The sequence below is a fragment of the Amycolatopsis sp. NPDC059021 genome, from assembly GCF_042739895.1.
Classification (GTDB): Bacteria; Actinomycetota; Actinomycetes; order Mycobacteriales; family Pseudonocardiaceae; genus Amycolatopsis.
Genome location: NZ_JBHYIQ010000070.1, coordinates 7,346 through 19,708 on the forward strand (window position 1 = coordinate 7,346; position 12,363 = coordinate 19,708).

A 12,363-nucleotide genomic window follows, 5' to 3' on the forward strand; every position below is an offset into this window, starting at 1 on the left:
CGAGCAGGCCCCCCCCTCGCGCGCCCGCGCCGCCCCCCCACACGAGCGGGCGGCTCTGTGACACAGCCCGACACCCCCCTCCACCACCCCCCCCCCCCCCCCCCCCACGGACCTGCGTTGGACGCACCGAAGGCGTCCCTCGGTGCGTTGAGCGCACCGCGGGCGTCCCTCGGATCGGGCGCCGCGCGGATGACGTCGTTCAGCGCCGGGACATCAGAGTAGGTACGCAGCGGTCCAGCAGCGCGATGAGTTCGGCCATTTTCGCCGCGTTCGGCACGTGACCGGCGTCCAGATCGAACACGGCGAAGTGGTTGCCCGGCGTCGCGGCGTCGGCCTCGCGGATCATCCGGTCCTGCAGGGCGAGCGGGATGATGTTGTCGCGCAGGTGCCGCACGTAGACCCGGGGGATCCGGCCCCAGGTCGCGACATCACCGCGGGAGTCCGTCGTGCTCTTGGCGATCAGCTCGTCGGGGGCCATCGCGTTGAGGAAGGCGAAGAGTTCCGCGTCGGTGCCGTCGGTGAGGAATGCCGTCTTGCCCGCTTCCAGCAGGTCCCGATCGTTCGTCCGCCAGTTGAACCGGAGCGCGCCGACCAGGGCCGGGTCCGCCGCGAGAAAACCGAGTAGCGCCTGCGTCTGACTCGACGCGGCTTCGGGAGTGGCCATGTAGTCGTTCGGCGTCGCCAGGGCGGTGCAGCAGAGCGCGGTGTCGTAGACGAGCAGGTCGATCAGCTCGGGGACCCGGTTGGCGACGAGGCTGATCGCCGCACCGCCGATGCTCGCGCCGACCAGCACGACCGGCCCGTGCGCCGCGGCCCGCCGCACGACCTCGACGGTCGCGTCGATCTGCTCGGCGACCGACACGTCGGCCAGCGAAGACCGCTCCGTGGCGAACGCTTCGAGGTCCTGCGGCGCCTGATAGGACAGCCGGTACTGGCCGTCGGTGCTCCGCTGGCCGGGCAGGTCGACGCCGACGCAGCGGTGTCCACACAGGACGAGGTCGTTCGGGACGGCGGACACGCCGTTCGCGCCCGCGGCGAAGACGAACGTGGTGACGTTCTCGGATGGCATACCGCCAGTCAATCGGCGGCGCCGGAGCGTGGCCAGCCGAGAAAGTACCCGGTGAGGACTACGAAAGTTGCGGTTACGAGTAGGAGTAGAACCCGCGCCCGGTCTTCTTGCCGAGCAGACCCGCGTCCACCATGCGCAGCAGCAGCGGCGGCGAGGAGTACAGCGGCTCCTTGAATTCCGCGTACATCGAGTCCGCGATCGCCTTGATGGTGTCCAGCCCGATCAGATCGGACAGCCGCAGCGGGCCCATCGGATGCGCGGTGCCCAGCTCCATGCCGCGGTCGATGTCCTCGGCGGAGGCGAAGCCCGACTCGATCATCCGGATCGCCGAGAGCAGGTACGGCACGAGCAGCGAGTTCACGATGAACCCGGCCCGGTCCTGCGAGCGGATCACGGTCTTGCTCAGCGCCGACGTCGCGTGCTCCTCCGCACGGGCGGCGGTTTCGTCGCTGGTCAGCAGCGACGGGACCAGCTCGACCAGCGGCAGCACCGGCACGGGGTTGAAGAAGTGGATGCCGACGACCTGCTGGGGCCGTCCGGTGGCCATCCCGAGCTTCATGATCGGGATGGAGGAGGTGTTCGAGGCGAACACGGCGTCCGGCCGCTCGACGATCTTGTCCAGCTGCCGGAACACCTCGACCTTGGCCTGCTCCTGCTCGAGGATGGCCTCGACGACGAGGTCCCGGTCGGCGAACTCGGCGATCTCGGTGGTGAAGCGCAGCCTGCCGAGCGCCGCCTCCGCGTCCTCGGCGGACAGCTTGCCGTTCTTGACGCCGCGCTGGAGCGACTTCTCGATCCGGGCCTTGCCCGCGTCGAGCGCCGGCTGGTTCACCTCGGTGACGAGCACGTCCAGCCCGGCCTTGGCGTGCACCTCGGCGATCCCGGAGCCCATCAGCCCGGCACCGACCACTCCTACCCGCGCTACGTCGGTCACCCGTCACTCCTTTGTCGTGCCGCGACGGCCCGACAAAGGAACGTCACGGCGAAATCTGGGCAGCACACGACGCACGAGGGTGGTTGCCGAGCCAGGCCCGGAACCACCCTCGTGTGTCACGAGTGCTCAACGACGACGGTACTCGTCGTAGTCGTCGTATGGGTCTTCGTAGCGCTTGTCTTCCTCGTCACGCCTGGTGTCGTTCGAGGAACTACTCGACAGCTCGCGCTGCAAAGCATCGAAGTCGGTTTCGTGGGAGCTGTACTTGAGCTCTCGCGCCACCTTCGTCTGCTTGGCCTTAGCCCGGCCGCGCCCCATGGCTCGACCCCCTCGCACAGGGGCGGGGCGGCCGGGGGAATCGGCGGCCCCGCATCGTCTCGACAATTCTTTCCTGCTGACACCGTACCGTGTCCCGGGGGTTCGATGCGACGTGGCACGGTGTGCTTGTGGCCTCAGTGTCCGCCGGACGCTGGTTACCGGCTGGTCGGTGGCGATAGTCGCTGGTCGGCGTGCCACGATGCAGTGGTGCTCCGACCCTTCGTGGCCTACCTGCGGGTGTATGAGCCGCTGCTCGCGCTGGGCGACCCGCCGGATCCGCGCCTGCGTGAGGCGGTGGCCGCGGCGAAGCTGCGCCGCGCCGACGCGGGCGGCCGCGAACAGCTGCTGTGGCTCAAGTCACAGCTCGGCGTGTCGAAGCGTCTGCTGCCCGCGGAACTCCCGGACGGCCGTCCGGCGGCGAGCGTGCACACCGACGTCCTGGTCCTCGATCCCGACGAAGTCCCGCCGGGGCGCGGCGGCGAGGTCGGCCCCCTGCCGCTGGTGTGCCCGCTGGAACTGCGGGCACGCTCGGCGGCGGCGCTGGTCTCCTTCCTCGGGGACGCGCACCCGGCACTGAAGAACACGGTCCTCGAGGCCGCGGGGTTCAGCGCCGAGAGCATCCGTTCGCGGACGAAGGCGGCGATGGCCGATCTGACCACGAGCGCCGCGCACACGCTCTCGACGACGTGGAGCGTGCCGCTGCCGTGGTTCGTGCTCGTCGATCCCGACGAACGCAAGCTCGTCCTCGGTTCGGGCCGGGAGGATCCGGCGCGGGAGCTGTCCTGGCGCACGGCGATCGGGGACGCGCGCGAGCGCGCCCGCGAGGCGGGCGAGCTGCTGGCGGCGACGTTCGGCGATTCGGGGCCGGGCCGGGTGCTGTTCGAGACGCGCCGGTGGCTGGACAACTTCCATCCCGGTTCCGTGGTCGAGCTGGACTACGGCGGGCTGGTGCAGTTGTTCGGCGACTCGATCCTGGAGTCGGACACGACGGCCGACGAGGTGCACGACATCCTCGACGCGCTGCGGTCGGGCAATGTGGAGGAGCTGGCCGAGCTGTTCTCCGAGCTGCGCGACTTCTGGGGCGACCTGTCCGCCCACGAGCGCGCGAACTGACGCTAGAGACCGGCGACGCGCAGCTCGCCGACGGACCGTCCGCCGCCGAGCACCGCACCCCGCAGCGCGTCGAGGTCCGCGATGTCCACGCCGAGGCGGCGCAGCACCGCCAGGGCCAGAGGTCCGGCGCCCCGCTTCTGCCCGTCGTCGAACTTGAACGCCACCGCGGTGCCGTCTGGAAGGGTGAACGCCTGGACACCCTCGGCGCCGCCCTTCGCGAGCAGACCGTCCACTGCGGACATCAGTGCGGTGTCCTCGCGCCCGGTCCCCGCGACCAGCCACGGATGAGCCCGCATCGCGTCGGCGACCGGGCGCGCTTCCTCGTCCCGCACGAGCCGTCCGAACGCCCTCGCCAGGCCGAGCAGCGGGAAGGCGAACAGCGGCGCGCCGCAGCCGTCGACCCCGGTGGCGGCGATCGGCTCCCCGGTGAACTCCTCGATCGTCTCCTTGATCACCCGCTGCAGCGGATGTGCGGGGTCCTCGTAACCCTCGGCCGGCCAGTCCGCGCGGACGCAGGTCGTGAGCATCCCGGCGTGCTTGCCGGAGCAGTTCATCGATGCCTTCCGCGGTCCGGGCGCCGCGTGCATGCTGGGCTCGTCCAGCGGGTACGACGGCGGGCACGCCAGGTCGTTCTCGGTCAGCCCCGCGGCCTCCAGCATCGTGAGCACGCGCTTGACGTGTTCCGGTTCGCCGGAGTGGGAGGCGCAGGTCAACGCCAGATTCTCGACGCTGTCGTCGCCCTCGAACGCCAGCCCGGCACGAAGCATGCCGAGTGCCTGCAGCGGCTTGTTCGACGAACGCGGGTACATCGGCGACCGGACGTCACCCAGCTCCAGCTGCACTTCGCCGTCGGGCCCGGTCACGACGAGCGCGCCGCGATGCACGCTCTCCACGACCCCGGACCGGACGACCTCGACCAGTACGGGGTTCGTCATCGTTCTCCGCGTCCGCGTTCGGTGTCGAGCAGTTCGTCGACGGTGGCCGCGCCGTGTTGATAGCGCCGGGCGATCTCGGCGTTGAACGTGTCCATCACGCCCTGCACCTGCCGCCGGTACTTCGAGACCGAAGCCTCTTCCGCCGCGTACGTCGTCAGCGCCTCTGCCAGCCTCTCGTCGGTAAGGGAGCCGACGTCGGTCAAGTCGGTGTCACCGATCAGCGCCTCGGCGTGCCGCCGATGCTCGCCCGTGCGCGACGGTTCGAGCCGCTGGTGCCTGCCCGATCCGGCGGCGGGCCCGAGCGCGTTGTCGGAGAGGATGCTGGCCAGCTGGTCGACGATGCTGCTGGCACCGCCGGAGCTGCGGCGCTGCTGCTCGGCGCGCACGATGTCGATGCGGGCGTGCAGCAACCGGCGCAGGTAGGACAGATCCGTCTCTTCCTGCGCTGCTTCGTCCCGGCGCTCGCGAAGTACCGCTAGGGGCAGTTCGCCGAGGTCGGAGAGGTATCCCGGGGCGAGCACGCGGTCTATGCGCCGCCGTCCGCCAGGCCGGACTTCGATCACGGGGTCATCCTGCTCTACATCCGGGGTCTACGCCAGGGGCGAAGGTTCACAGTCTTCACCCACGTAGCCGCTGCGCGGCCTCCCGGCCGGGAGCGGCGCCCTCGGCCGGGATGGAGTCGGGGTCGATCGCGGCCTGGACGACGCGGTCCTCGTCGCCGACGAGCAGCTCGGCGGTGGGCGGTGTCGAGCGTTTGATCAGCGCGAGCGCGATCGGGCCCAGCTCGTGGTGCTGGATGACGCTGCCGACCCGGCCGACGACCCGCTCGCCGACGCGCACCGCGTCACCGGTCTCGGGGGTGATCTCCGGGGAACCGTCCAGGTGCAGGAGCAGCATGTGCCGCGGCGGGCGGCCGACGTTGTGCACCTTCGCGACGGTTTCCTGGCCGCGATAGCAGCCCTTCGCGACGTGCGCGGCCGAGCCGATCCAGCCCACCTCGTGCGGGATCGTGCGTTCGTCGGTGTCGACACCGAGGCGGGGGTGCAGCGACTCGACGCGCAGTGCGTCGAATGTCCACGACCCGGCCGCGCGGGCGCCGGCGTCGGTCAGCTTCCGCCACCACTCGGCGAGGTCGGCCCGCGGCACCGCGAGGTCCACGCTGAACCGCCCCGGCCACGGCATCCGGCGGACGAACCCGCCGCCGGAAAGCGCTGTCACGGCGTAGGGTTCCGGCCCCGGCTCGACGCCGACGGCGCTCAGCACCCTGGCGGCCTCCGGCCCGACGACACTGAGCAGCGCCAGTTCGCTCGTCGCGTCGCGAATGTCCACTTCGGACCAGAACTTCATCGCTTCGAGGTACTCGCGCAGGGTTTGACGCCCGCCCGACGGCAGTGCGCTGGTCGCCGCCGCGCCGGGGTCGCTGTCCAGCCAGACCGTTCCGCCGAGGTGCGCTAGGACCATGTGCGTGTCGACGCGGCCCTGGCTGTCCAGCACCAGTGCCTCGGTCCCGCTGCCCTCGGCGAGTTCGGTGACGTGCTGGGAGATGACCAGGTGCAGCCAGGAAAGCCGTTCGCGGCCGGAGACGGCGATGAACTCGCGGTGCGACCGGTCGATCACCACGACGCCACGGGAAGCGGTCCGCTGCTCGGCGAACGGATCGCCCCAATGCCACGGCACTCCCGCTTCGGGGTGTCCCTCGGGCGGCGCGATCGAGCCGGGAGCATCGAGCAGCGGTGAGTGGTAGGGCATGAATACCAGCCTAGTCTTTCGGCTCGGTGTGACGTCGCGGTCGATTCCTGTATCGGGTGAGTGGTCCGCGGCTCAGTACCCAGCTTCCCCGCGTCGTAATCGGTCCTGTGGTATCGGCTGCCTGTGATTTCGCGCGAGTAGGGTGTCGCCATGCGCGTACTCGTCTTTCTCGACGGAACTCCTGTCGATCCCGACGCCGCCCATATCCGGGTGGACGACCTCGGACTGCTCCGCGGCGACGGGGTGTTCGAGACCATCCTCGTGGTCGACGGAAAGCCGCGTGAGCTGCGGCCGCATCTCGACCGGCTGGCGCGCTCCGCCGCGATGCTCGACCTGCCGGAGCCAGACCTCGAGACTTGGGAGCGCACGGCGCGGACGGTGATCGAGAACTGGCGTGGCGGCCGGGAAATCGCGTTGAAACTCGTTTACACCCGGGGTGTCGACGGCGATCCCGACGCACGGCCGACCGGCTTCGCGCTCGGTATGGAGATCGACCCGAAGGTGCTGCGCGCACGCACCGAAGGTGTCTCCGTGATTACGCTCGAACGTGGTTTCCCGCCGGATCTCGCCGAGCGCGCGCCGTGGTTGCTCCTGGGTGCGAAATCGGTGTCGTACGGCGTCAACATGGCCGCGCTGCGTGAGGCCGCACGACGCGGGGCGAGCGATGTGATCTTCACCGCGGCCGACGGTTCCGTGTTCGAAGGCCCGACCTCGACGGTCGTCCTCGCGAAGGACCGGACGCTCTACACGCCGCCGTCCAGCATCGGCATCCTGCCGGGCACGACGCAGGCCGCGTTGTTCCGCGGCGCGGAGAAGGCGGGCTGGTCGGTGAAGGTCGAGCCGCTGCACGTGTCGGATCTGTTCGAGGGCGAGGGCGTCTTCCTGGCCTCGTCGGTGCGGCTGCTGACCCGGGTGCACACGCTGGACGGCCGCGCACTGCCCGACTCCGGCACGGTGCACGGCGAGCTGGCCGCGGCCTACGAAGCCGAGTACGCCTGATCGTCCGGGCTTCAGCGCGCCCAACGCCCTGAAAGTGCCCTTCAGCTCAGGCCGGCGCGTCCGACCTGCGCCAGCGCGGCGACGCATCGAGCAGCGTCGCGAACGACGCGATCGGGACGTTCAACGTCCGGAACGGAGCGTTCGGGACGTGGCAGGGCGGCCGTCGCCCGGCTCCCGGCTCCCGGCCGTGCCGCGTCGTGCCGTGAAGGACTCCTTACCGGCGCTCAGGGTAGGCAAGGAGCCCTTCACGGACTTCTGCGCCGAAGGCGGCCGAGCAGGGTGTCCGCAAACGCTTGCACCTGCGGTTTTCCACTCTCGACGGTGGCTGTCCACAGACACCGGCCGTTGTGGACAACTTCGGACGTCCACCCCGGTTTTCCGAGGTCTCGTCGTACCCCGCCGATAGAATGGCTTTGGGGTCGCCCCCCCCGGAGCGGGTGGGGGACACCAGAGCAAGGGGCAGCGGCGTTGTCGGTGGTGGTGACGGCGCTGAGCTGGGGCTGGGCGAAGGTGTCCGAGGGACACCCTTGGTGCGTCCACCGCGTCCAGGGACGCCCTTGTCGCACCTCGCCGGAGCTACCACGACTACGGGCGGTCCTGGAACGTGAACGGTGCCCGGAGCGGGTGGGGGCTCCTGAGGCAAAGGGGTCAGCAGGCGGCGGCGTCGGAATCGGTGCCGGTGGCGGCGAGGCCGGGGCTGATGCGGATGAGGCAGGGTGCCACGTCTTCGGCGCGGTAGGCGGCGATCTTGTGGTGGCCGTCGAGGATGAGTTCGCGGCCCTCGTCGGCGAGCACGACGGCGACCGGAAGGTGGCCGTGCCGGATCGCGGTGCGGTAGTAGGTGACGCGGGCACCGTCGGCGGGTGGCCAGTCGGCGCTCGGCGAGAGCAACTGGCCCTCCGGCAGCCGGAGTGGACCGAGGATCCGGTAGTCGCCATCGACGAGCTGGACGATGAGGGCGTCGAGGGTGTCGGCGAGCGGGCGGCGCAGCTGGCCGGTGGCGAGCGCGATCCGCAGCGCCGCCGGCAGGTCCGGCTGCTTGCCGGTGTTCATGTCGACGAAACCCTCGCCACCGGTGACCGTTACCTGTTCCACGTCCATCAGGACGGATCAAACCTCAGCTTGGTTCCTGGCCTTACCTGTCCGAGTGCATCGAGTGATCCCCGTCTCACCGTGGCCGCCACGGGGTAACCGCCGGTGGTCGGATGGTCGGCCAAAAACACCACCGGTAGCCCGTTCGGGGGTACCTGAACAGCACCGGTCAGTAAGCCTTCGCTCGGCAGTTCGGACTCGGCGAATGCCTCGGCGCGGCGCAGCGGCGTCCCGTCCAGCCGCAGCCCGACCCGGTTCGATTCCGGTGTCACCGTCCACCACGTTCCCAGCCCGCGCGCGACGTCGTCGAACCAGTCGTCGCGCGGTCCGAGCGTCACCGGCACCACGAGCTCGGCGGCGGCCGCGGGCGGCACCACGACGTCCGCTCCGGCGGGAATGCCTTGCACAGCCCCGAGCGGCAGAATCACCCCGGGAGCAAGCGGGTCAGGTCCGATCTCGGCCAGCACGTCGCGCGAACGGCTCCCCATCGACGGTTCGACCGCGATCCCGCCGGACACCGCGAGGTAGCACCGCAGACCCGTCGAAGGCGTACCGAGCGTGAGCGTCTGCCCGGCCCGCAGGTGCACAGCGACGTGGGAACCGACGTCTCTCCCGTCCACCTGGATCCGCACCGGTGGACCGGTCACCGCGACGGTGCACGACGCCGTCGCGCGCACGGACAGCCCACCCAGCACCGCCTCGATCCCCGCGCACGACTCGGCGTTGCCCGCCAGCCGGTTCGCCAGCCGCAACGCCGCGACGTCGAGCGCGCCCGAAGGTGGCACGCCGAGATGCGCGTAGCCAGGACGGCCGAGATCCTGCACCAGCGCGAGCGGGCCGGTCGCCAGCACTTCGAGAGCCCGCATCACACGCTCCGGAATCGGACACGGTCGCCGGGCGTGAGCAGCGCGGGCCGCTCGGCGTGGGGATCGAACAACGTCGTGTCGGTGTGGCCGAGCAGCCGCCAGCCACCGGGCGAGGGCGTCGGGTAGACGCCGGTGAACTCGCCCGCCACACCGACCGCGCCGGCGGGTACCCGCGTCCGCGGCGATTCCAGACGCGGCTGCCGCAACGGTTCGGGAAGCCCGGTCAGATAGCCGAAGCCGGGCGCGAATCCGGTGAACGCCACGGTGTATTCGGCTCCGGTGTGCAGGTCGACTACGTCCTTTTCGGACAGTCCGGCCGTCTCGGCGATCAGTGCCAGGTCCTCGCCGTCGTAGCGGACCTCGATCGTGATCTCCCGGGGAGCGGCGGACGGTGGTCGCGTGAGGTCGGCGTCTTCGAGCAGCGCACGGACGTCGTCGAGTGCCGAGGAGCCGGGGTCGGCCACGACCAGCAGAGTGCGGGCGCCGGGGACGAGTTCGGCGACGCCGTCCGGCCGCGCGGCCACGATCGTGGCATGCGCGGCGCTCATCTGGGTGAGCGAATCGCAGTCGAGCAGCGCGGCGTGCTCGCCATATCGCCGCCAGCGCACGGGATCCGTCCGGTCAGCCCACCACGCGGCGGAGCAGCGCCGACGCGTGCGGCTGCATGTCCTGGCCGACCATGGCCCGCTCCTCGACGTAGCCGAGGTCGCCGTTGATCAGGCCGTAGAGGCGTTTCGCCGCGGTGACGTCCTTGGCGGTGGCGGTGCGGATGACCGCGTCGGTGCCCAGCTCCCAGGACGTCTGGTTGCGCGGCTTCCCGTAGTACAGCTCGACGATCCCCGAGCTGTGGGTGAGCAGCAGCTCGATGGTGTCGTCCTCCTGCGGCCGCCAGAACCCGGTCTCGCGGGCGGCGGGGCGGATGACGTTGCCGTCGTCGTCGATCAGCCAGGAGCGTGCCTCGTGGTAGAGGAACGGCCTGCCGTCGTGCGCGATCGTGAGCTGCTGGGCGAACTTGACCGGGCCGTCGATCGTCGGATAGTCGATCTCGCCCTCGCCACGCCACACCCCGACCAGGGGCAGCAAGGCGAGGCACGCGTCGTTCAGGTTCGGGCCCAGCCGCAGGTTCGCCGTGTCCGCCGGGATCGGCAGATCGTCAAACTGCGGGAGGTTCCGGTCACGCGTGCTCTCGGCGCGCTTTTCCGCGGCCGCGATGGCTTCGTCGCCACTCGAGGTCATGGGCTCAGCGCTGGTCGGCGTACAGCCGGTAGACGACGTACGCGGCAAACCACAGCACCGCGATACCGGCGATCACCAGCAAGGTCGTAAACAGGATCTCCACACCGGGGAGAATAGTCCGCCTCCGCTCATCCGGCTTCGCGCAGGGTCGTCGCGGTGAGCACGGTCACCGCCAGCAGCACCAGCGCGGCGACTCCCATGGCCAGGTGCAGGCCCGAGGAGAAGTCGGCCCGCTGCGCCACCAGCGCGCCCAGCGCCGCGACGCCCAGCGCGGTGCCGGTCTGGCGGGCGGCGTTGACGGTGGCCGACGCGATCCCGGCGCGGTGACCGGGCAAGCCGGCGAGCCCGACCAGGTTCGTCGGGGTTATCGACAGCCCGCCGCCGAAGCTGAGCACCGCGAAGACCACGGTGACCAGCCAGAACGGGGTTGTCGCGTCGAGCAGCAAGAAGCCCGACAGGCCCACGGCGGTGACCAGGTAGCCGACCGGCAGCACGCGATTCGCGCCGAACCGCGCGGACAGCCGGCCGGCGAGGAACGCGGCGACGAGGTTGCCGAGAACGTACGGCAACATCTGCACGCCTGCGGCCGCCGCGGAAGCACCGCGGGCCTGCTGTAAGTAGAGGCCGGTCAGGAAGGCCGCCGGGTACGCGGCGAAGCCGAGCGCGAAGGACGCGAGGATCGCGACCGAGAAGCGGGAGCGCCTGAACAGCCGGATCGGCAACATCGGGTGTTCCGCGCGAAGTTCGGCGAAGAGGAACGCGGCCAGCGCGGCAACGCCGACCGCGCCGATGACGAGCACCGGCGAGGTGAAGCCGACGCGGCCCGCCTCGATCACCGCATAGGTGAGGGCGCCGACCCACAGCATTGAAAGCGCTTGTCCGGGAACGTCGAGCGCGCCGTGCTCGGGATCCGCGGACTCGGTGATGCCCCGCAGCCCGGTGAACAGGGCGACCGCGCCGATCGGAAGGTTGATCAGGAAGATCGTCTGCCAGCCCAGCGCGTCGGTCAGCGCGCCGCCGAGCAACGGGCCGACCACGAACGCGGCACCGGCGACGGTGCCCCACAGCCCCATCACCCTGGCGCGTTCCTTCGGCTCGGGGAACGCGTGCGCGAGCAGTGCCAGGGCACCGGGGATGACCGCCGAGGCGGCGACGCCCTGGACGATCCTGGCGGCCACCAGGAAATCGAGGTTCGGTGCGAGCCCGCAGGCGAGCGAAGCGAGCGCGAACCCGGTGAGACCGACCAGGTAGACGAGCTTGCGGCCGTAGCGGTCTCCCAGCGTGCCGCCGGAGAGGATCGCCGCCGCGAGCGCGACCGTGTAGCCGTCGATGATCCATTGCAGTGCGGCGAAATCGGTGTTCAGGTCCCGGCGGATCGAAGGCAGCGCGACGCTCACGACGCTGACGTCGAGCAGCGACATGAACGTGCCGAGGAAGGTCGCGGTGAGCAGGGCCGCCCGGCCGGTAATGGTAACGGTTTTCGTCTGGGTCACCCGCACAGGTTGCGGGTTCAACCCGGCTTGAAGTCAACTCGTGTCATGCGATCCATCGGGGAAGTCGCCGCCTGGCTGGGAGTCACCGCGTCCGCCTTGCGGTTCTGGGACGAGCGCGGCCTCGTCAGCCCGGCGCGGAAATCGGGCGCGCGCTACTACGACGAGGACGATCTGCACCGGCTGGCCATGGTGAAGATGCTGCGGGGCACCGGAATGCTGAGCCTGGACGAAATCGACGTCCTGCTGCGCCGGCCCCAGCACGGCGACTGGCGCACGACTGTCCAAACACGACTGTCGGAAATCCGGGCGCAGCAAGAGAAGCTGGCCGCCGCGGAAGAATTCCTCGGTCACTTCCTGGCGTGTCCGCGAGAAGACCCGGTCAAGGATTGCCCGGAGTTGCGGGCGCACACGGCCAGGGAGCTGAAGGGGACTTTCGACAAATAAGACGCGACGAAGGGGACTTTGAACGCAAGCCAGGCGAGGTAAGTCCCCATCAGCAGCTTAAGACCACCCAGAAAGCGAGCTTGTGCCGGGCGGGGCCGGCGGGGGTGACCGGGGC

Annotated in this window: 14 protein-coding genes; 3 read left to right on the plus strand and 11 right to left on the minus strand. The window is 70.3% G+C overall.

The annotated features are described in order from the left end of the window. Window positions 1-199 precede the first annotated feature (199 nt). The 3 genes from ACFWX1_RS32705 to ACFWX1_RS32715 all read right to left on the minus strand — a co-directional run bounded on the left by ACFWX1_RS32705 (window position 200) and on the right by ACFWX1_RS32715 (window position 2,321). The gene (locus ACFWX1_RS32705; protein ID WP_378393616.1) at window positions 200-1,069 is read right to left on the minus strand and encodes an alpha/beta fold hydrolase; all 870 of its coding nucleotides are present in this window, start codon (window positions 1,067-1,069) and stop codon (window positions 200-202) included. A gap of 73 nt (window positions 1,070-1,142) precedes the next feature. Then, window positions 1,143-2,003, minus strand: a complete 861-nt coding sequence (locus ACFWX1_RS32710; RefSeq protein ID WP_378393617.1) for a 3-hydroxybutyryl-CoA dehydrogenase — start codon at window positions 2,001-2,003, stop codon at window positions 1,143-1,145. 126 nt (window positions 2,004-2,129) lie between these two features. Then, the gene (locus ACFWX1_RS32715; RefSeq protein ID WP_378329573.1) at window positions 2,130-2,321 is read right to left on the minus strand and encodes a DUF3073 domain-containing protein; all 192 of its coding nucleotides are present in this window, start codon (window positions 2,319-2,321) and stop codon (window positions 2,130-2,132) included. A gap of 207 nt (window positions 2,322-2,528) precedes the next feature. Between ACFWX1_RS32715 and ACFWX1_RS32720 the strand changes: the two genes are divergently transcribed. Then, window positions 2,529-3,434, plus strand: coding sequence for a hypothetical protein (locus ACFWX1_RS32720; protein WP_378393618.1), 906 nt, complete (start codon window positions 2,529-2,531; stop codon window positions 3,432-3,434). A gap of 2 nt (window positions 3,435-3,436) precedes the next feature. Here ACFWX1_RS32720 and ACFWX1_RS32725 read toward each other — a convergent pair whose 3' ends face one another. The 3 genes from ACFWX1_RS32725 to ACFWX1_RS32735 are packed head-to-tail and all read right to left on the minus strand — an operon-like array spanning window position 3,437 to window position 6,118. After that, a complete protein-coding gene (locus ACFWX1_RS32725; protein WP_378393619.1) occupies window positions 3,437-4,369 on the minus strand; it encodes an asparaginase in 933 nt (310 codons plus the stop codon). Beyond that, window positions 4,366-4,932 carry an aerial mycelium formation protein gene (locus tag ACFWX1_RS32730; protein ID WP_378393620.1) on the minus strand — a complete coding sequence of 189 codons (567 nt, stop codon included), beginning with the start codon at window positions 4,930-4,932 and terminating at the stop codon, window positions 4,366-4,368. Before ACFWX1_RS32730 ends, ACFWX1_RS32725 begins: the two co-directional genes overlap by 4 nt. Window positions 4,933-4,987: 55 nt before the next feature. Next, window positions 4,988-6,118, minus strand: coding sequence for a YgfZ/GcvT domain-containing protein (locus tag ACFWX1_RS32735; RefSeq protein WP_378393621.1), 1,131 nt, complete (start codon window positions 6,116-6,118; stop codon window positions 4,988-4,990). Between the two features lie 150 nt (window positions 6,119-6,268). On the opposite strand from ACFWX1_RS32735, the gene ACFWX1_RS32740 reads away from it, so the two are divergent. Beyond that, window positions 6,269-7,117, plus strand: a complete 849-nt coding sequence (locus ACFWX1_RS32740; protein ID WP_378393622.1) for an aminodeoxychorismate lyase — start codon at window positions 6,269-6,271, stop codon at window positions 7,115-7,117. Between the two features lie 648 nt (window positions 7,118-7,765). Here ACFWX1_RS32740 and ACFWX1_RS32745 read toward each other — a convergent pair. From ACFWX1_RS32745 to ACFWX1_RS32765, 5 genes are all read right to left on the minus strand, one after another. After that, window positions 7,766-8,212 carry a hypothetical protein gene (locus ACFWX1_RS32745; RefSeq protein WP_378393660.1) on the minus strand — a complete coding sequence of 149 codons (447 nt, stop codon included), beginning with the start codon at window positions 8,210-8,212 and terminating at the stop codon, window positions 7,766-7,768. A 5-nt stretch (window positions 8,213-8,217) separates the two neighbouring features. Further along, window positions 8,218-9,075, minus strand: coding sequence for a biotin-dependent carboxyltransferase family protein (locus tag ACFWX1_RS32750; RefSeq protein ID WP_378393623.1), 858 nt, complete (start codon window positions 9,073-9,075; stop codon window positions 8,218-8,220). Further along, a complete protein-coding gene (pxpB, locus tag ACFWX1_RS32755) occupies window positions 9,075-9,683 on the minus strand; it encodes a 5-oxoprolinase subunit PxpB (protein WP_378393624.1) in 609 nt (202 codons plus the stop codon). The genes ACFWX1_RS32750 and pxpB overlap by 1 nt, the downstream gene beginning before the upstream one ends. A 13-nt stretch (window positions 9,684-9,696) precedes the next feature. Continuing rightward, window positions 9,697-10,311 (minus strand): FABP family protein, encoded by a 615-nt coding sequence (locus ACFWX1_RS32760; protein ID WP_378393625.1) that lies wholly within the window; start codon window positions 10,309-10,311, stop codon window positions 9,697-9,699. 128 nt (window positions 10,312-10,439) lie between these two features. Beyond that, window positions 10,440-11,804, minus strand: a complete 1,365-nt coding sequence (locus ACFWX1_RS32765) for a DHA2 family efflux MFS transporter permease subunit (protein ID WP_378393626.1) — start codon at window positions 11,802-11,804, stop codon at window positions 10,440-10,442. Window positions 11,805-11,849: 45 nt separating this feature from the next. Here ACFWX1_RS32765 and ACFWX1_RS32770 point away from each other — a divergent pair, with 45 nt between their 5' ends. Continuing rightward, complete coding sequence (locus ACFWX1_RS32770) at window positions 11,850-12,248, plus strand: MerR family transcriptional regulator (RefSeq protein WP_378393627.1); 399 nt, start codon at window positions 11,850-11,852, stop codon at window positions 12,246-12,248. Window positions 12,249-12,363: the final 115 nt, after the last annotated feature.